At 39.4% G+C, this 18,890-nt stretch carries 20 protein-coding genes and 1 pseudogene; 12 read left to right on the forward strand and 9 right to left on the reverse strand.

Annotation, left to right across the window (positions count from 1 at the left end; translation table 11 throughout):
• Together pfkA and BC751_RS12755 are read right to left on the reverse strand one after the other, a co-directional pair.
• Positions 1-975: a 6-phosphofructokinase gene (gene pfkA, locus BC751_RS12750; RefSeq protein ID WP_130275873.1), complete on the reverse strand. Its 975-nt coding sequence runs from the start codon at positions 973-975 to the stop codon at positions 1-3.
• Positions 976-1,135: 160 nt separating this feature from the next.
• Positions 1,136-1,486: a single-stranded DNA-binding protein gene (locus BC751_RS12755; protein ID WP_130275874.1), complete on the reverse strand. Its 351-nt coding sequence runs from the start codon at positions 1,484-1,486 to the stop codon at positions 1,136-1,138.
• A gap of 221 nt (positions 1,487-1,707) precedes the next feature.
• Between BC751_RS12755 and BC751_RS12760 the strand changes: the two genes are divergently transcribed.
• Positions 1,708-3,213 (forward strand): S10 family peptidase, encoded by a 1,506-nt coding sequence (locus BC751_RS12760; protein ID WP_130275875.1) that lies wholly within the window; start codon positions 1,708-1,710, stop codon positions 3,211-3,213.
• Positions 3,214-3,373: 160 nt separating this feature from the next.
• Here the strand turns inward: BC751_RS12760 and BC751_RS12765 are convergent, their stop codons facing one another.
• The 3 genes from BC751_RS12765 to BC751_RS12775 form a co-directional block, all read right to left on the reverse strand.
• The gene (locus BC751_RS12765) at positions 3,374-4,033 is read right to left on the reverse strand and encodes a transposase (RefSeq protein ID WP_242617469.1); all 660 of its coding nucleotides are present in this window, start codon (positions 4,031-4,033) and stop codon (positions 3,374-3,376) included.
• Between the two features lie 243 nt (positions 4,034-4,276).
• Entirely contained in the window at positions 4,277-5,536 is a 1,260-nt protein-coding gene (locus BC751_RS12770) for a GAF domain-containing sensor histidine kinase (protein WP_130275876.1), read from the reverse strand.
• A gap of 125 nt (positions 5,537-5,661) precedes the next feature.
• Positions 5,662-6,882 (reverse strand): IS4 family transposase, encoded by a 1,221-nt coding sequence (locus tag BC751_RS12775; RefSeq protein ID WP_242617437.1) that lies wholly within the window; start codon positions 6,880-6,882, stop codon positions 5,662-5,664.
• A gap of 199 nt (positions 6,883-7,081) precedes the next feature.
• Between BC751_RS12775 and BC751_RS12780 the strand changes: the two genes are divergently transcribed.
• Positions 7,082-8,284 (forward strand): IS4 family transposase, encoded by a 1,203-nt coding sequence (locus BC751_RS12780; protein WP_165389808.1) that lies wholly within the window; start codon positions 7,082-7,084, stop codon positions 8,282-8,284.
• A 161-nt stretch (positions 8,285-8,445) separates the two neighbouring features.
• On the opposite strand, the pseudogene BC751_RS22450 reads toward BC751_RS12780, so the two are convergent.
• Both BC751_RS22450 and BC751_RS12790 read right to left on the reverse strand, forming a co-directional pair.
• Positions 8,446-8,670 (reverse strand): annotated as a pseudogene (locus tag BC751_RS22450) (integrase core domain-containing protein); the annotation flags it as partial.
• A 257-nt stretch (positions 8,671-8,927) separates the two neighbouring features.
• Positions 8,928-9,221, reverse strand: a complete 294-nt coding sequence (locus tag BC751_RS12790) for a transposase (protein WP_130275878.1) — start codon at positions 9,219-9,221, stop codon at positions 8,928-8,930.
• A gap of 106 nt (positions 9,222-9,327) precedes the next feature.
• Here BC751_RS12790 and BC751_RS12795 point away from each other — a divergent pair, with 106 nt between their 5' ends.
• From BC751_RS12795 to BC751_RS12840, 10 genes are all read left to right on the forward strand, one after another.
• Positions 9,328-9,915, forward strand: coding sequence for a flavodoxin family protein (locus BC751_RS12795; RefSeq protein WP_130275879.1), 588 nt, complete (start codon positions 9,328-9,330; stop codon positions 9,913-9,915).
• Positions 9,916-10,444: 529 nt separating this feature from the next.
• Complete coding sequence (locus tag BC751_RS12800) at positions 10,445-10,882, forward strand: GNAT family N-acetyltransferase (protein ID WP_130275880.1); 438 nt, start codon at positions 10,445-10,447, stop codon at positions 10,880-10,882.
• 273 nt (positions 10,883-11,155) lie between these two features.
• The gene (locus BC751_RS12805) at positions 11,156-12,463 is read left to right on the forward strand and encodes an IS1380 family transposase (protein WP_130273823.1); all 1,308 of its coding nucleotides are present in this window, start codon (positions 11,156-11,158) and stop codon (positions 12,461-12,463) included.
• Between the two features lie 287 nt (positions 12,464-12,750).
• Positions 12,751-13,197 (forward strand): DUF1801 domain-containing protein, encoded by a 447-nt coding sequence (locus BC751_RS12810; RefSeq protein WP_130275881.1) that lies wholly within the window; start codon positions 12,751-12,753, stop codon positions 13,195-13,197.
• Positions 13,198-13,407: 210 nt separating this feature from the next.
• Positions 13,408-14,688, forward strand: coding sequence for a CitMHS family transporter (locus BC751_RS12815; protein ID WP_130275882.1), 1,281 nt, complete (start codon positions 13,408-13,410; stop codon positions 14,686-14,688).
• A 3-nt stretch (positions 14,689-14,691) separates the two neighbouring features.
• Complete coding sequence (locus tag BC751_RS12820; protein WP_130275883.1) at positions 14,692-16,023, forward strand: acyclic terpene utilization AtuA family protein; 1,332 nt, start codon at positions 14,692-14,694, stop codon at positions 16,021-16,023.
• A 6-nt stretch (positions 16,024-16,029) separates the two neighbouring features.
• Positions 16,030-16,329 carry an AtuA-related protein gene (locus BC751_RS12825; RefSeq protein WP_130275884.1) on the forward strand — a complete coding sequence of 100 codons (300 nt, stop codon included), beginning with the start codon at positions 16,030-16,032 and terminating at the stop codon, positions 16,327-16,329.
• Positions 16,330-16,422: 93 nt separating this feature from the next.
• Entirely contained in the window at positions 16,423-16,782 is a 360-nt protein-coding gene (locus BC751_RS12830) for a DUF2200 domain-containing protein (RefSeq protein ID WP_130275885.1), read from the forward strand.
• A 172-nt stretch (positions 16,783-16,954) separates the two neighbouring features.
• Positions 16,955-17,212: a hypothetical protein gene (locus BC751_RS12835; protein WP_130275886.1), complete on the forward strand. Its 258-nt coding sequence runs from the start codon at positions 16,955-16,957 to the stop codon at positions 17,210-17,212.
• Positions 17,213-17,223: 11 nt separating this feature from the next.
• Positions 17,224-17,994: an XRE family transcriptional regulator gene (locus tag BC751_RS12840; RefSeq protein WP_130275887.1), complete on the forward strand. Its 771-nt coding sequence runs from the start codon at positions 17,224-17,226 to the stop codon at positions 17,992-17,994.
• 18 nt (positions 17,995-18,012) lie between these two features.
• Here the strand turns inward: BC751_RS12840 and BC751_RS12845 are convergent, their stop codons facing one another.
• Together BC751_RS12845 and BC751_RS12850 are read right to left on the reverse strand one after the other, a co-directional pair.
• On the reverse strand, positions 18,013-18,462 hold the full coding sequence (locus BC751_RS12845; RefSeq protein ID WP_130275888.1) for a GNAT family N-acetyltransferase: 450 nt from the start codon (positions 18,460-18,462) through the stop codon (positions 18,013-18,015).
• 79 nt (positions 18,463-18,541) lie between these two features.
• A complete protein-coding gene (locus BC751_RS12850) occupies positions 18,542-18,781 on the reverse strand; it encodes a hypothetical protein (RefSeq protein ID WP_130275889.1) in 240 nt (79 codons plus the stop codon).
• Positions 18,782-18,890 lie beyond the last annotated feature (109 nt).

The following is an 18,890-nucleotide window of genomic DNA, read 5'->3' on the forward strand; positions in this document are numbered from 1 at the left end:
TTAAATGCTTAATATTTCGATTAATTTGAGATGATCTTCTTTGAGTTGTTTGGTCTTTCCTATGCAGTCTGCAAAGGGCGTGTAAACCACTTCTCCGTTTACTACCCCGGCCATGCAATTTGAATGTCCATTCAATAACCCTTCCACAGCTGCCATTCCGCAACGGGAAGCCAAAACCCTGTCTCTTGCGGTCGGATTTCCCCCTCTTTGGATATGTCCTAATGTAGTGACTTTAAATTCCTTTTCAGGGTCATTCACTTTGTCTTTTACTTTTTGCATGATCTCTTCTGCCCCTCCTTCATCATCCCCTTCGGCGACCACAATGATAGACGAACTTTTACTTTTCCTCAGGTTTTTGAGGGACTTAACCACGCTTTTCAGATCAGTTTCCGTTTCAGGAATCATGACAAATTCTGCACCTCCTCCAATTCCACATTCCAGGGCAATATACCCTGAATCTCTTCCCATCACCTCGATAAAGAATATCCTGTCATGGGCAGCGGCTGTATCCCTGATTTTATCAATTGCTTCCAAAGCAGTATTAACCGCTGTGTCAAAACCAATCGTATAATCAGTTCCATAAATATCATTGTCAATAGTCCCCGGACAGCCTATCGTAGGTATTCCAAACTCTTCGAAAAATATCTTAGCTCCTGTGAAAGTACCATCCCCACCTATGGCTACAATTCCTTCAATTTCATGTTTTTTCAATTGCTCATAAGCTCTTTTCCTTCCTTCTGGAGTTCTAAACTCTTCACTCCTGGCAGATTTGAGAATGGTGCCTCCTCTTTGGATAATATTGCTGACAGAATGGGATTGCATTTTTTTGATGTTTCCATTGATCATGCCATCATAACCATAGGAAATACCATACACTTCAATTTCTTTAAAAATAGCTGTTCTCACAACAGCCCGTATGCAAGCATTCATTCCCGGTGCATCTCCTCCGGAAGTAAAAACTGCTATTTTTTTCATTGTTCAATAGGTTTAACGAGGCGTAAAAATACTGATAAAACCCTTTCAAAAATAAGAAACTGGAAAATCTTTTAATTGTTCTTAGTCCCCGTTTTAATTGATTAAAATGGGTAGGGTAAAGCCTCGTTAAATTATTTTGGTAATAACCGGAAGCGATTGATCAGGTCGTAACTGCGGCTTTTTCTCCCAAAAGCACCAAATTATCAACCAGGACTTCTGTGATGTATTTTTTGACACCGTCTTTGTCCGTGTAGCTTCTGTTGGTAAGCTTTCCGTCAAGGGCAATCTCTGTTCCTTTATCGGTATATTTTTCAATGATTTCGGCAGGTTTTCCCCATGCAACCACATTATGCCAGGTGGTTTCTTCCACTTTCTCCCCTTTTTGGTTCTTGTAGAAATCATTAGTGGCCAGACTTAAAGAGGCCTTGACTTTTCCATCATCAAATCGCTTGATTTCAGCTTTGGCACCCAATCTCCCGATCAGTTGTACCCTGTTTCTTAAACTGCTCATAGTTTAAATAGTAAATGGTTAAAAGATTGATTTTGAAGTAGCCGACTAAAAAAAGGCAGCTGTCCAAATATCTAAAAAGGGGATGATTTGCCTAAATTCTAATCGGATATATCCGACTATATCCGTTTATGGGTTTTTGATTAAAATTCTTGAAATAATTTGCCTTCATAGCTTGGTGATAATTGCTTAGATTAAGGCCCTGAATTAACCAAAAACGAGAAATGAAAAAATTCAACTTCATTGTCCTTTTAGCCATTCTGATTTGTACATCTACATGGGCACAGGAAAAACCGGCAGAAAAACCCATACCTGAACCGGAGGTTTTTATTTCCAACCAAACAGTGCGGATCAATGGTGTCAACCATACCCTTAAAACCAGGGCTGGAACTATGCTTCTGAGGGATGAAAACAATGAACCCATTGCACTTCACGGATTCACAGCCTACTTTAAAGAAGACGGACCATCCAAAAGGCCCATCATTTTTTCATTCAACGGTGGTCCTGGTTCATCCTCCTATTGGCTTCACATGGGAGTAATGGGGCCAAAAAGAATAGTGGTGAATGATCCGGGATATACCAAAGCTGCTCCTTATGAACTGGTTAATAATGAATATTCAATTTTGGATATCGCAGATGTCGTGATGATGGATCCTATTGGTACCGGATTAAGCATTCCTGTAGGAAAGGCAGAGGGAAAGGATTTCTGGGGTGTTGATCAGGATATCAGGGCCATCAGTTTATTCATAATGCAATTCCTCAAAGAGTATGACAGGCTACAGTCTCCCAAATACCTATTGGGCGAAAGCTATGGTACCATGAGGAATGCCGGTGTAATGAATTATTTGCTGGACAGGGGTTTTGCTCTGAACGGTGTGGTAATGGTTTCTGCCGTATTTGACCTTAGGTCTTTGGCATTTCCTGTTCAGGAAAGCACTTCTTATTTGGTCCACTTTCCTACTTATGCCACCACAGCTTGGTATCATGATAAATTGAAGAATAAAAACCCTAACCTGGAAGCATTTGTAGATGAGGTCAGGAAATTCACAGAAGAAGAATACATGCCGGCTCTGTTCAAAGGAGGAAGGCTTTCTGATGCTGAAAAATCAGCGCTTGCTACTAAACTCGAACATTACTCCGGAGTATCAAAAGATTACTGGTTGAGGGCAAATTTGAGGGTTAAGGCACAGGAATTCTTCAATGAGCTGCTTCGTGAAGAAGGCATGACAGTGGGTAGACTGGATTCCAGGTTTATAGGGATTAATCCATTCCCACAAAACCAATATGCCATTACAGACCCCCAAAGCGATGCTATTTCACCGGCATACACCGCAGGGTTTTTGGATTATTTCCACAGGGACCTTGGAGTAAGTAAAAAATTGAATTATAAGACCTCGGCCTATTCTTCACCGGGTTTTAAGTGGGACTGGTCTCATAAAGGAAACGAAGGCTGGGGATCTATGATATCCATCAATACAGCCATTGATATGGCAGATGCTATGAACAAAGATCCTCATGTCAAAGTGTTGATTATGAATGGGTACTATGATCTGGCTACAGTTTTCTATGGAGTGGAACATACCATAGATCAAATGAATTTAAGGCCTGAGATCCGCAAAAACATTATCATGACTTATTATGAAGCAGGTCATATGATGTACACCCACCTTCCTTCCTTGGTTAAATTCAAGAAGGATTTGGCTGATTTTATAAAGGATACTATGCACTGATTGTCCATTGCTTTCAATTTTGAAGTGGCTGCCTTCAAAGGGCAGCCCTTCTTATGATAAAGTGGCTGTTTTTTATTTAGGGCCTCTTGGAAAATTCCTTCGGAATTAGGGAGTAGAGCTTAAACTAAGCTCTACTTTCTTTTTTTGGAGAATTTGGACATTAATTTACGGTCAATTTGAGTACGGAAAAGTACAATTTAGGCTTCGGTTTTGGGTGCGTTTGGCCATGATTTGCAGTATGGGCACACTGCTCCCTGAATTTGGATCTTGGCCTTTTGATACCCAGGTCTGAACAGATCCTGAATAGCTGATCTTCAAAAACCCATTCACAGCACTCCCAAAGAAGCTTTACGTCAGTTGGAAAACGTATGTGCGACTCATAGCAGGTGGCATCCATCAGAAGTACATGGCTGTTATTGACATCATGTTTCCAGTGCAGGATAAGAATCTCCTGAAGCTTCTCCCATTCACAATGGGTTTCAATATAAGCCCTTATACGGGTCATAATGGTCATGTCTTTAATCTGCTCATTTTCTGCCAATACTTTCCCGCAGAAATACTGGAGAGACCAGTCAGTATTGAAGCGTTCCAGAAGATGCCGGTCGCTGACATTCAGATATGCTTTTAAAAACATAAGTGCAAACATACCCTTGGGACCAAACCAGCTTGGAGCACCTCTTCCCGAAAGTTCTCTTGGGAGACATGAAACAAGTTCATCCCAAGGGATACTGTCATGAACCTGACCTAACAATGAATTCTTGAAAAAGTGATATTTTGGAGAATATCCATCGAAATCTTTGAAAAGAGGAAGCTGAGCCATATCTTTAATCGTATTTAAGTCTGCAACCTTAAAATACAAAAAAGAAAACCCCTAAAAAAGCTCAAAACAGCCGATTTCGGGGTTTTTGTGTTATGTTTTTTGTTATTTATTTAATTGGATTTCAGTCAATTGAGAATTAAACAAGAGGTCCTAAGTAGTAAAATCAACTTGCACAGTTTTTGTCTTATTCCCGATTATATGTAGCTTCTATTTATCCGTAGTGCAACATTCCGAATAGTCAAATTACTTATTCCCTTCTATATTATTACCAAAAATCGGAATTGGAATTTCAAATGAAAACTCTGTATATGTGTTCTCGTCTGATTCTATGAATAATTGTCCTCCAAGTTGTTGTAAATTAAATTTGACCATTTCAAGACCATATCCGAAACCTTTTTCTTGATTTGTGCCTTCGGTACTTTCAATTACCTGTGAATCTAATATTTGAGAAATTTTTCTATGAGACATTCCAATTCCTGTATCTCTAACTTTGCCAAAAAGTTTTTTTCTGCCAGAACTATTAATAACTTCTAAATCCACCTTAACAGTCCCCCCTTCTTTGGTGTATTTAATTGCGTTTGCAATTAGATTATTCATAATTTGCAAAAGTTTTGTTGACGACAAATAAATCACAGTTTCAGTTGATAAAATGCTGATTTCAAAATATATGTTCTTTTGTTTCGTTGTGGCATCGAACATATATAACAACTTGTATCTTATCGAAATTAGATCTGTTGTTTGATAGCCAATTGAAAGATTGTCAATGTCTTTGAGAATTTGGTTCAAGAAGTCAATTAATGAATTTCCACTCTTGTTAATCATTTGGGTGAATTCCAGCAGATCATTTTTTTGAATTTGATCTAATTCATTGATAATGATGCTGCTTAATCCTACAATTCCCCCTAGCGGCCCTCTTATGTCATGCCCAAGTGATTTGATTTTATTTTTTAGATCAACTATTTCCTGGTTTTTTGTTTTAATTTCTTTTAACAAATCAAGTTTGTTAATAATTTCATCTGCAATAAACCTTATTCCTTTTATTTGATCATCGTTTAAGTTGAGCTTATAAGTATCCATCACACATACTGTCCCGACATTAAAGCCCTGTAAGTTTTTAAGTGGAACGCCGTAATAATACTTTAATTTAGGGTCTTTTTTAACATAGGATCTATCCTTAAAGCGATAGTCTTTTGTTAAATCTTCTACTATAAAATCTTGGTCTTGTTGAATTGTGTAAACACAAATGGATTCATCTACGTCCATGGGGCCAGGATACATTCCAAAAGTGGCGAGAGGCCATTGAATTTGATGGTCTAATATATTTATGAATGAAAATCTCGCCCCAGTGATGAAGGATAGAAGTCTTGATAAATTTTCAAATTCTGGGGTTAGTTCAGTAAAATCAAGAACATACTCGTAGATTGAATTGACACGTTGTAGTTCTGTTTTATTCAGATCAGTATTCATGTCATTAGATTTTGCAAAAGTATCAAAAACTTTCAAATTTGTATTCTTTTTAAATATAAGTTTATATTGTAAATATAATGCCGTTTAGTTAGTGGTCAATGCTGTCCTAAATAATTTTTTCTTCTCTAAGAATATTAGCTTAGAGGTAATTGTGAAGTGATTTATTTATAATCTGGAAAAAGAACCCCCTGTGGGTTATATTTTGGGGGTTTGTCATGATCTTCAAAAGGTCTGTCCAGCCAATTTTGCAATTCAATTTTGACGAAAATATTCAATCTGATAAATGCTACTAGATTTGACAGATGCCATCCGTATTTTGCGGATGCTTTCATTGCTTTTAACAGTAAAATTGTAATCAAGGCAGTCCATATCTGTATCATTACTGCGTTTTTTGAAGTTCCAATGAATGTCTTAATGTGGAGTAGCTGCTTAATATCCCTGAAAAAAACTTCAATTTCCCACCTTGATTTATAAAGGTCTCCGATTGTCTGTGCTGCCCAGGTGAAGTTGTTGGTGATGATTTCTATGGTCTGTTGGTTTTTCTCGTCCCAGACTGCCACTCTTCTGAGTTTTTTAGGATACTTAGTCTTAGACTGTGGGTTGGTCAGTTCTATTTCTTGGTCAATTAGAACATGCTGTGCCATTTTTTCTGGCAGTTCCCGTTCGCTGATCACGGTGTAAGCCAGGTTGTCCTTATGCCTTATGACAAAGAATACCCCTTTGCTGTCCCAAATATTTAGCATCGGAAAGTCATTGTAGTACCTGTCTGCGACGATAACAGAACCTTTTTCCAAAGGTATATTGTAAGCACCTTTATTATCCGCTACGCTTCCTTCTGTAATGTTCACATAAGCAGGAAGTTTACCATCATAATCTAACAGGGTATGCATCTTAACAGCGCCCTTTTTAGTGCGGAATGTGGCCCAGTCGAAGACAGAAAGGCAAAGGCTTATGACTGTTGCATCTAAAAGATATACTGGCACCTTGATTTTAAGTTTGACACGCCTGAGTGATGCCTGCTGTCCTAAACTTCCCAAAAGAGAATAATAAAGGTCTTTAAAAAGATCAGCATCTCTCCGCTTGTTCTGATAGCTGATACTTGACTTGGAAGGAGCCTTTGAAATCCCAAGATGGTTTAGGTTCCCCGTAGCTGAACGAAGACCATTGGATATATCTCTTACCGATGTGCTTTTTGCAAAATGACAGAAAAGCATTGATACTAGATGTGTCCAGCTATCAAAACCTTTACAACCTTTATCTGTCTGCTTATCTTGAACCAGTTTTTTGAAAGTTGAACGGTCAATCTTTTTAATAATCTGTGAAAACAATGTAATATTACACATGAGAGGTCTTTGTTTTTGGTGCAAACCCAAAATACACATTTTGGGCAAAAATTCAGACCTCTCATTTTTTATTTAGGACGCTATTGGTTAGTGGTTAATTAACTGAAATTCATTATATTAGAGGTATAAAATAAGGCTTCCGAAAGCAGGGAGTGCTGGAAGCCTTAAAACTTTAATTGTAAATGAATTCAAGTTAAAACTAAGTTATGAAAAATTTATCATCGAAAGTAGGACTTCGGTGAAAGATTTTCTTCGTGACCGTTTCTTTTCCTTTGAAGTTCTTGTGCTTTTTATTTTGTCAAAGAGCAACAAAGGACTTAATATCTGCCTTGAAGAGTTTTTTGGGGAATCTTCCTTATCGCCCACTAAAAGTGCATTTACCCAGGCCAGGAAAAAACTGTGCTATACAGTTTTTAAAAAGCTTAACGGTTTGATCTGCAGTCTTTTTTACCAACATGCAAAGTTCAAGAAATGGAAGGGGCATAGGGTGCTTTCTGTTGATGGTTCAACACTTGAACTCCCGGATCATCCCTCCATGTCAGAGAAGTTCAGCTATCATGGTTTTGGGCCCAATGCGGATGCGGGACATTACATGAGCAGGATATCTTACCTGTATGATGTTTACAACGGCCTTGTACTGGATGCCGGTATGGAAAGCTACACCACTTCGGAAGCCACCCTATGTCATGCCCATCTTGGACATATTAAAGAAGGGGATCTTCTTGTGTGCGACAGGTATTATGCATCACTGAGACTTTTTTTCGAATTGAAAGGAAAAGGGGCCGACTTTCTTTTCAGGATGAAAGACAATTGGTGGAAATGTGTCGAAGATTTTTCCCGAAGTAGTTCCTCTGATGCGGAATATACATTAATACTCCCTCCAAAATACAGATGGCTGCTTGAAAAGTATCCCTCGTTATCCCAAACCATGACCGTAAGACTGATCAAGAAAAAGAATAAGAAGGGTAAGATTTCAATATATGCGACTTCGCTGTTGGACAGGAAAAAATATACAGCCTCCTCTCTAATAAACCTGTACAAACAGAGATGGGGAATAGAAGAAGCATATAAACTGATCAAATCAAGACTTGAAGTATCTGATTTTTCCGGCAAAACAGCATGGGCGGTCCAGCAGGACTTCTATGCTAAGACCCTGATCATATCACTCTGCAATATTCTTTGCTATGATGTGGAGCCAAAAACCAAAACAGGACGGACATCAAAGTCAGCAAGGACCTTGATAATCAATAAAACTTATGCATTGTCAAAAACAAAATCCCTGATTCTTAAAATCAGAGATTTAATTGGTGAATTGGAGCAGATTATCCAGAAATATGTAAAGAAAATCGCTTCCAAAATAGAATATTCAAAAAGAAACCAGGTATTCAAGCGGAAATTCAGAGCTAAACTGAAATACTCAATGAATTACAAATCTATTTAATCACATTCCTTAACTTAACGGCATTAATTGTAAATATAATACTCCCCATTTGTTGGACCAAAAGTATCAGTTGCTAAGTTAATTTATTTATTTGTTAATATGTCCTTAGTTGTCCTGTTTCCCAAGGGTACCCTTGGGAAACAGGACAACTAACTTTTGCTTTATGCTGCTTTTTGGGTTGCCCCAAAATATCTTTCCCTGGGCTTCTCCCTGGTGGTGTGATGGACCTTTTGGTTGTAGTATTCAATATACCATTTGACACCTTTGAGCAGGTCATAACCGTCCTCGCTTGGGTTCAGATAGATGTAATCATACTTGACCGACTTCCAGAACCTCTCAATATATACATTGTCCAAAGCCCTTCCCTTTCCGTCCATTGATACTTTGATATCCAGCCCTTCAAGGTAATTGATCCATAAGGCTGATGTGTACTGGCGTCCAGTCAGCAGGTAAACCATCGACACAACGCCTTCAGTAGGGTGATCGGTAAGATGCCTGTCCATGATTCCCATCAGTTTCAGATTGATCTCGTTTTCCCCTTTTGGTTTGTAATATAGACTGCTTCGGGGAACCTCCAATACTTCACACTGTCTCCTTATAGACAGCCCTCTAAAGTCGGAACAAACCAATGTCGCCCGATCTTTCATATCCCCAGTTTCTTGCAGCTTTTTTTTAAAAAGTCATTCTCAACCTTCAGCTCCCCAATCTGGGCATAGAGCTGCTCAAGGGCCGGGCCTTCTTCCTTTTTCTTTGGATGCTCCTTTTCAAATACAGCTGACATATTATCCAAAAACTCACCCTTCCACTTGGATATAATCACAGGGCTGACATCGAACTTCTTGGACAATTCAGCCAAGGTAAACTGATTCTTGATTGCTTCAAGGGCTACTTTTGCCTTGAACTCAGGAGAAAACTTTCGTCTTGTTTGCTTGTTCATAAGGTTAAATTTAAACGGTTTTTTTTAACTTAACCTCCGGTCTCAATTTTGGGGAGTATTATACAGGTAGATTTAAGGATTTAGATGATTTAAAAAAACTTAAGTGATGGTGAAGTATAAGTTTTTTAAAATACTTGTTTTTTTACTAGTAATTCTGAGTTTTTCTCAAAATATTGTTTTAGCCCAATCTCCCCCCACCATCCTCATCACTTACCACACCCAATCGGGAAAAACCCAAGCCATGGCCGAAGCAGTGGCAAAGGGAGTAGAAGAAGTCCAAGGAGTCGGTTATATCCTCAAGCCCATTGCTGAGGTGACAGAAGAAGAAATTCTCAATGCCTCAGCCATTATCTTGGGTTCCCCTGTATATAATGCCAACATGGCGCCCCAAGTACAGGAGTTTATCAACTCTTGGCCATTCGATGGCCGGCCCTTGAAAGGTAAAATCGGGGCTGTATTTGTTACAGGAGGAGGATTTTCTATTGGCGAAGAGGCAGTAATGTTCAGTATGATTAGGTCCATGATGATCCATGGGATGATCATTGTAGGGGGAGAGGAAGTCGAAGCTGCTTTTGGGGCCTCTGCCATTACAGGGGAGGGGGATTTTGCCGGAAAGGAAATTGATCAGCTATTTTTGAAGAAAGCAGAGGGTTTGGGCAGAAGGGTAGGGGAGATGGTCCTTAAAAATCGGTGATTTTTTAACATACCCAACTCACACAGCTCAAACTTGTAGGAGAGAAAATATGGATTCCAAAGGATCAGGTATTGATTATAATTTTGAAACTTGGCGTTCAAGGAGGAGGTTTGGAATTACCTCACTAAAGAGAAATCAAGCAGAAAAAAGAATTATGCCGAGGGTTCATTCCATAGTGTAACAGTCATGGCAGGTTGGTAAAATTGTTCAACTAACCTATTCCATTTATTAGAGTGTCCAAGTTTTCTAATCAATCCATTAAAAACAAACAAATACATGAAGTTTTTAAGACGGGTTTCAAGGATGATTCGTAAATAAGAGTAGAGTCTTTTCTTAAAAAGTTTTAAAGTAAGATTATCAAATATACTTGAATTTTAAAAAAAACTTGCTATATACCATTAATTCCTAATAATCTTGAGGATAGAAAATTAGGGCTTCCAAAAATCGATTTTTGGAAGCTCTGCAGATAATTATTGGCCTAAACGTGGCAAATTTGAAAAATCATACAATTCAAAATAAAATTTCAAAATTGAAAATCGACATCCTAAACATCCAGGATCTGAATCCAAATAGGGAAACCCAAATAGCCAACCTATTTAAACAATTGGGAGGTGAGAAAGTACAAACCAATTTGAGGGAGGTATTGGAGGAAGAAAACCAGATTACTTTGGCCTGTTGTGAGCACAATGATCAGGTTATCGGCATAGCCTCCATGTGTACTTATAAAGTGATTTCCAGGAAAAAAGGATGGATTGAAGATGTGGTGGTCGATGAACAATATAGGGGTCAGGGGATAGGGAGAAAGCTGATGGAAAAACTCTTGGAGGAAGGAAAAAAGAAGGGCCTGACCGAAATATTACTTTTTACCGAAGACCATCGGATTCCTGCAATCAGACTTTATTTAGACTTGGACTTTAAATTGAAAGAAAGCCAGATTTATACCTTAAAAATATGTCATAGGAGATGATAGGATTTTTTTACTTGGTGTAGAACTATACAGGTTTGATATTCTTGAAAGCCTTGGTTTTAGCAAGGGTCATGAATTGAAATTAAAGGTTCTAAAGCCAACCTAATAGATATTTACTTTACTGACTACAAAAGAATTTTTATATATTACCTTAAATCCGCAGGGCGGATTTAAAAAAAGCCGAAAAAGTGGCTGAATTTATTCAATTCAGGCTTTTCCGGCTCGTTTTTTTTTCACTTATTTAGGTGTTACCACACATCCTTGATAAGCGGTATGAAAATTACGAATTCGACAGAAAAAATCACACCTTTCGGAGGTTTTAATTTTGTTTTTAACTCTTTCAAAAATTCTGGTCTCCCAGAACTCATTGATAATCAATTGGGGGTTAGAGCCTTAAGGGGAGGGTTTTCATACAGTGACATTTTCGCCAATCATATGGCTATTTTCTTTAATGGTGGCGACTGTACTGAAGATATCAATGTTCACTTGAGAGACGCACTTGAACAGGTCCCTTCATTTTCAGTATGCAGTGCCGATACAATTCTGAGAGGTATCAAAGAGCTTGCTGTTGATACAGAACTCTTTATAAATCCGTCCAGTGGAGTAAGCCATGAATTTAATATCAATGGAAAACTCAACAGCTTGTTGTTAAAATCAGCTTGTAAGACCGGATTACTCAAGTCAGGTGTTGCTTACGACCTCGATTATGACAACACCGTCATTCCAACTGAAAAGTACGATTCAAAAAAGACATATAAACACGTCTATGGATATCAGCCAGGTGTAGCTTCCATAGCACATCCTGAATTTTCACAGGCCATTCCTGTGTACGTAGAGGGCAGAAATGGCAACAGTCAGGCCAAATATTTGCAGGCTGATACACTTACACGCATGTTTGGGCAGCTTACCAATGAAAATATCCGTATCGGAAGGTTCAGAGCCGATTCAGCATCCTATCAGGAAGAAGTTCTCCGCACACTGGAAGCACATACCGAAAGCTTTTATATACGGGCAAACAGATGTGCCAAACTGGATAATATCCTTGGAAGTATAGCCCCTGAGAAGTGGCAGAAAATACGTTTGGGTGTACAGGAAATGGAAGTTACTGACCTATCCGACTACAAACCTTTCGGTAAAGACAGGTCTTACAGGCTGGTCATTACCAGAATCAGGCGTAAAGACGGGCAGGCAGATGTGTTTAGTGGAGATGCATTTACTTACAGGGCTATTCTGACCAATGAACATACATCGTCCAATGAAGCTGTTGTAAGGTTTTATAACGCCCGGGGTGCAAGCGAACGCTTGTTTGATGTACTCAACAATGACTTTGGCTGGTCTAAGTTGCCCTGTTCGTTCCTTGCAGAGAATACCTCCTTTATGCTTATGACGGCTATGTATGCCAATTTTTACACCTATATCATTGGAGAGTATTCCAGAAAAGTTGATTGGCTTAAGCCTACCGACAGGCTCAAGAAGTTTATCTTCAGATTTATCACTGTTTCAGCCAAGTGGATAAGAACGGGAAGAAGAGAAGTGCTCAAACTGTTCACGAGTAAGGATTACAAGCCGATTTTGAACTAAATTCAGATAAAAACCCCTCAGGAGCTCAAAAAATAAAGATTTACAGGGAAGAGGTATGCCTTTTCCATTAAAATTGAGGAAAAAAACCGTCCATTTTATCCTCAAACCTAAAATCCATTGTCTCAAAACTATGAACACTCTTCAATCAAAGGGAAGAAATTCCCGAACTAGACCAAAAATGAACACAAACAAGCAGATTCAAATCTCCAAACTAAAATCCTGCGGATTTTAGGTATTAAATTGTCTTTTGAATTATTCCACTTTCCTCTAATTAATGCAAATCGCTCATGGCAGCAAAAAACAAGACAGCTGAAACCAATCAAAGTGTTTTGGATTTTATCAACTCATTTGTTGACAAAGAGGAAAAGAAGCAGGACTGTTTCCAACTGATAGAGCTCATGCGGGCATGGTCTGGGTATGAGCCCAAAATGTGGGGACCTTCCATTATCGGCTTCGGATCTTACCATTACAAATATGCCACTGGCCATGAGGGAGATGCACCGCTTTTAGGTTTTTCGCCAAGAAAAGCTGCCTTTTCCCTTTATGTAATAGCCCAGGGCAATGACAATAATGAATTCCTTGACCAATTGGGGAATTATAAAATGGGCAAAGCTTGCATTTATTTTAAGAAATTAAATCAACTCAACCTTGCCGTCTTGGAAAATCTCTGTAAATCCACTATTCAATACCTTAAAGAATTAGAGGGTAGATCTGGGTGCCAGGGTATGGGATGAAGCAAATTATGGAAAAATATAGGTTGATATTTCTTAAATGTGGAAAATGCGTTCAATTCTCTTTTTATTTTTTGGAGGTGTTTTAATTCTTAGTAAGAGATGACTACATTTACCTTTATGTAAAAAATACATTATGAGTAGGGCGCTATCAGGATATGAAATGGCATCTCATCTATTGGTCCTGCGAATTTAAAATATAAATTCTAAAATATGTTGGCAATACTTGGTCTGATGACAATAGCGGTGATGCTTTTTTTGGTGATCACAAAAAAAGCATCACCCACAGTAGCACTGATTCTTGTTCCAGTGGTTTCAGCTGTTTTGGCGGGCTTTGGATTGGAAATTTTCGAGTTCATCACTCAAGGGATTCTTTCTATTGCACCGACAGGCGTGATGTTTATTTTTGCTATCCTGTTTTTGGGGATTTTGACTGATTCGGGGACTTTCCAACCCATCATCAAAATGATATTAAGGCTTGCCGGAAACGATCCGGCAAAAGTTGCACTGGGTTCGGCGGTGCTTGCAATGGTATCCCATCTTGATGGTTCCGGAGCAAGTACTTTCTTAATTTCTGTTCCTGCATTTTTACCCGTTTATGATAGGTTAGGAATGAAACGCACCACTTTGGCCTGTATAGTTGCGCTAGCAGCAGGTACCATGAACATTCTACCTTGGGGAGGACCTACCATTAGGGCCGCTTCAGCTTTGGAGGTTCCGGTTACAGAATTGTTTAACCCCATGCTCATCCCTGTTGTTTTTGGTTTGTTCGCTGTACTGATTATCGCTTTTTTCCTGGGTAGAAAAGAAAGAATACCTGAGATCAATGACAAGATTTTGGAGCGCTTTTCTGAACCCAATTCAGAGCGGCAAAAACCCCGATTGTTTTGGGTAAATATCCTACTTATCCTTTTAGCCGTCTATACCTTGGTGTCCGGTTTTGCGGCACCTCATATTATTTTTATGCTTGCTTTTGCAGTTGCGATTTCCATCAACTTTCCCAATGTCAAAGAGCAGGCTGAGCGGATCAATGCCCACTCCAAAGCAGTGGTATTGATGGTGGTAATTTTGTTTGCGGCAGGCTGTTTTATTGGTATTATGAAGGGATCGGGTATGATAGAAGCAATGGCTCGGGCTGCAGTAGTGCAAGTTCCGGAATGGATTGGTCATCATTTGCCCTTGTATGTGGGTTTAACTGCTATGCCGGCAAGCCTTTTATTTGATCCTGACTCTTTTTATTTTGGAATTTTACCTGTGCTTTCCAACACCTTTAACCAATTTGGAGGAGAGGCAATCGAAATAGGAAGGGCGGCCATAGTAGGGCAAATGACAACAGGATTTCCGGTCAGTCCCCTCACCGGGGCTACTTTCTTATTGGTCGGACTTACAGGCGTAGATATGGGAAGTCATCAGAGGATGACCATTCCCTATGCGTTTTTAGTCAGTTTAGTTATTCTTTTCTTTTCCTTTGTCGTCGGAGCCATAACCTTATAATCTATGAAATCAATGAGAATTGGCAGTGGTGCAGGATATGCAGGGGATCGTCTGGAACCTGCTTTAACATTACTTGATCAAGGTAATCTGGATTATATATGTTTTGAGTGTCTTGCTGAGCGGACAATAGCGCTCGCCCAAAAAGAAAAGAAAAATGATCCAAAAAAAGGATATAACCACCTGTTGGAATACCGCATGGAGGAAATTCTCCCGCTTGCATTTGCCAGAAAGACCAAGGTAATCACCAATATGGGAGCAGCCAATCCCTTACAGGCCATGCAGGTCACAAGGGAAATAGCCAAAAGGAAAGGAATAACAGGACTCAAAATAGCTGCAGTCTTGGGAGATGATGTTCTGGATTTGGTAAAAAGATCCCAAGACCTTAAAATTCTTGAGACAGGGCAATATTTAAGTATTTTAGATAACAGGATTATTTCTGCCAACGCTTACCTGGGTTCAGCTGGCATTATTGAAGCATTAAAGCAAGGCGCAGATGTGGTAATTACCGGAAGAACTGCCGACCCTTCTTTGTTTTTGGCTCCCATGATCCATGAGTTTGGTTGGTCTATGGAGGATTTTGAAAAACTGGGGAGGGGTACAATGGTGGGGCATCTATTGGAATGCGCAGGACAGGTTTGTGGCGGATATTTTGCAGACACAGATAGAAAAACAGTTCCGGATCTATGGAATATTGGATTTCCTTTTGTTGAAATTGATGAAAATGGAGAAGGTATTATTTCCAAAGTGGAGGGTACCGGCGGAATTATCAATACAGCTACCTGTACGGAACAGCTGCTCTATGAAATCCATGACCCGGCCCATTACCTGACACCGGATTGTACTGCGGATTTTTCTGCCGTGGAATTTGAATCAGAAGGTAAAGACCTGGTGCGGTTCCGAAAAGCCTCTGGGAAAAAGGCATCGGATTTTTACAAAGTCAGCATAGGCTTTATCAATGGTTTTTTGGGGGAAGGTCAGATCAGTTATGGCGGGACTGATTGCATAGCTAGGGCCCAATTGGCTGCTGAAATCGTGAAAAAAAGACTGGAAAAACTGGCCTTGGAGGATGTAAGATTTGAAAGGATCGGCCTGAATTCCATTACCCCATATCACAGCCATCCCCAAGACCTTTTGGAAGTCAGGTTAAGGGTCTGTGCAAAAGCGGATACCCTTGAGAAAGCCCGAAAAATAGGACAGGAAGTGGAGACACTCTACACCAATGGGCCTTATGGGGGAGGAGGAGTAACGCAAAATACAGAAGAAGTCATCTCAGTTGTTTCTGTATTAATTCCCAAAGATAAAGTCAAAACCCATGTCGAATATACTGTTAGCTAGTTCAATATGAAGCTTAGAGAAATCGCACACGCAAGATCCGGGGACAAAGGCAATATCAGCAATATTGCTTTGATCGTATTTGACAAAAGGGATTTTAAGCTCATTAAGGAAAAAGTGACCGAGAAAAGGGTGAAAGATTGGTTAGGAGATGTAGTAAAAGGGGAGGTTAAACGCTTTGAACTGCCGCAATTGGGGGCTTTGAATTTTGTTTTGTATGAGGCCTTGGATGGAGGGGTGACCAGTTCAACCCAATTGGATAAGCACCGCAAATCATTAAGTTCATTTTTGCTGGAAATGCCTATCTGAACCTTTTTGCTATTTCATCTCCTAAAGTTATCAGGAAACAAATTCTATAGTTGATTTCAAAAAATGATTGATCGTCTTAAAAAGTAAATGAACATGCAAACCACTCCCGAACATAACGAAAGGATAGCCAAAATGACTTTTGCTTCGGTTTATCCCCATTACCTGGCTAAAGTAGAAAAAAAGGGAAGGACCAAAGAGGAGTTGCATCAGGTCATTTCTTGGTTGACAGGATTTGATGATAAGGACCTTCAAAGTCTGATTGAAGAAAAAGCCACTTTTCAGGAGTTCTTTGAAAGGGCCAAGTTGCATCCCCATGCCAATCTAATTACCGGCATCATATGTGGTTACCGCATAGAGGAAATCACCAATCCATTGACCCAGCAAGTAAGGTATTTGGACAAATTGGTAGATGAGTTGGCTAAAGGCCGGAAAATAGAGAAAATTTTGAGGTGATGCGAAAGACCTTAAAGCATCTTCCTAGCTTCCATTTTTACATTGCCCAGGGAGTAAATTTCAGTTTCAGTATTTATTACGACATTTTGTGACACAATAAGGTTAATTTTATTAACACATGTATGTTATTTAAAATAACTTTATTAAATTGGATGCTGTAAACATTATGGTTATGGAAACAGCAAACAAAATCAGTGTAACACAAAAAGAGTTGCCCTCAGGGAATATCCAAGTGAAATTTTTTATTGAGGATGAGCGTAAACCCATGTATGGCTACCTTTTGACCAGTGAACCCAAACCGGTAGGAGAGATCATTGCCGAGATTCAGGAGAGGATGCAGCAAAGAAGAATAGCGGCTTCAGGATTAAATTCTTTTTCTTTGAAAAACCCTATCAAAGAAGATCATAATTTCTATCTTTTCTCTGCCTAATTTATTCCTTCATGGTACTTGCAAAAAATATCCGCTTTCTTCGGGCCCATGCCCAAATGACCCAGACTGAGCTTGCCGAAAAATTGGGCCTTCAGAGGACCATGATTTCAGCTTATGAAGACGGCAGGTCTGAACCCAAATTGTCCACGCTGAATGTGATGTGTCAGCTTTTTCAGGTCGGTTTGGATGAGTTGTTGTACCATGATATTGAGGCTTTAGGAAGGAAAGCACTTCAAAAGAAGGAAATCAAAATTCTTACCATTGCTGTTGATAAGGATGATGAGGAAAAAATAACCATGGTAGGCCAAAAGGCCTCCGCTGGATACCTGAACGGTTTTGCAGATCCGGAATACATGGAATCCCTTCCCCAGTTTCAACTGCCTAATCTTTCCCGGCATGCTACCTACAGGGCTTTTGAACTCAGTGGTGACAGTATGCTTCCTTTGGTGCCAGGTACTATCGTCATTGGTTCCTATGTGGAGCAGTTGAAGGATATCAAAAGCGGGAAGACATATGTCCTGGTGACCTTAAGCGAAGGCGTGGTCTACAAGCGGGTGTTTAACTACCTTGAGGAAAACGGTAAACTTTTTTTGGTTTCAGATAATGAACACTATAAGCCTTATGAAATCAAGGGGGAGGATGTGTTGGAAGTTTGGGAAGCCAAAGCTTTTATCAGCACTGATTTTCCAAATCCAAAAGACAAAACCAAGCCTGCCACTCTGGAAGAAATTTCCAGTATGATTTTGGAGTTGAAAGATGAAATCAGAAAACTGAAAGCCTGAAAGTGGAATTTCAGGCGTTTATGGCTTCAGGAAAAACCGCATTTTTTGCTTACCTATGCCTCCCAGTCCCACATAAAACTTGATGGCTCTGGCATTAAATTCGGGAGTCTGCCATTGGATGTTGACACAGTTGTTTTCTCTTGCTACTTCTCTGATCCGTTGCATGATTTCCGCTCCAATACCCATGCTTCTCACTGATTCATTGAGGTAGAGACAATCCATGTAGAGGAAAGGCGCAGCGTCCCAGGTCGAAAAATCAAAAGTGAATGAGGTAAACCCTTCGGCTTTGCCATTGACTTCCACTATCCATACATTCAGTCTTTTGGGTGAACCAAAAATAGCCTGCCTAAGACCTTCTAATTTTCCTTCAGGTGAATAATCTGATTTTTCGTAGGCTGCATGGGCAGCACAAAGGTTAACCAATTCAGGAAGGTCTTTTTCTTCACAGGGTCTGATGATATAATCCATGATGTTTAAGCTAATAGGTTAAAAGTTTTTTCAAAATGGATAAAAAAATCGAAAATCTCTACTTTGGGATCAAAACTTTTCAGCGGTAAGATGGATAAATAAAAGTGTAAAACATAATACCGGTGATCAAGGAAGCTATCAATAAGCTGATTCCAAATACCCTGGGGAAATTTACCACCTCCCTGATTTTCTGGTCTAACCCTTTGATTTGTCTGATTCCTCCGGGAATGTAAACATGGATAAGAGCCAAGACACTAAAAAAGTAACTCAACAACAAAAATAAGATACTGAATAAGATATCAATCGGTGCCTGTGTCATGGAATAAATGTAAAATTTTTGGCTTTTATATTTTGCTGTACCATAGCATGTTAATGAAAATTTAACCCGGGTTTAAAATTTGAATAATACATATAATGAGGACAAAGAG

This window comes from Cecembia calidifontis (genome assembly GCF_004216715.1).
In the GTDB taxonomy this organism is placed as follows: domain Bacteria; phylum Bacteroidota; class Bacteroidia; order Cytophagales; family Cyclobacteriaceae; genus Cecembia_A; species Cecembia_A calidifontis.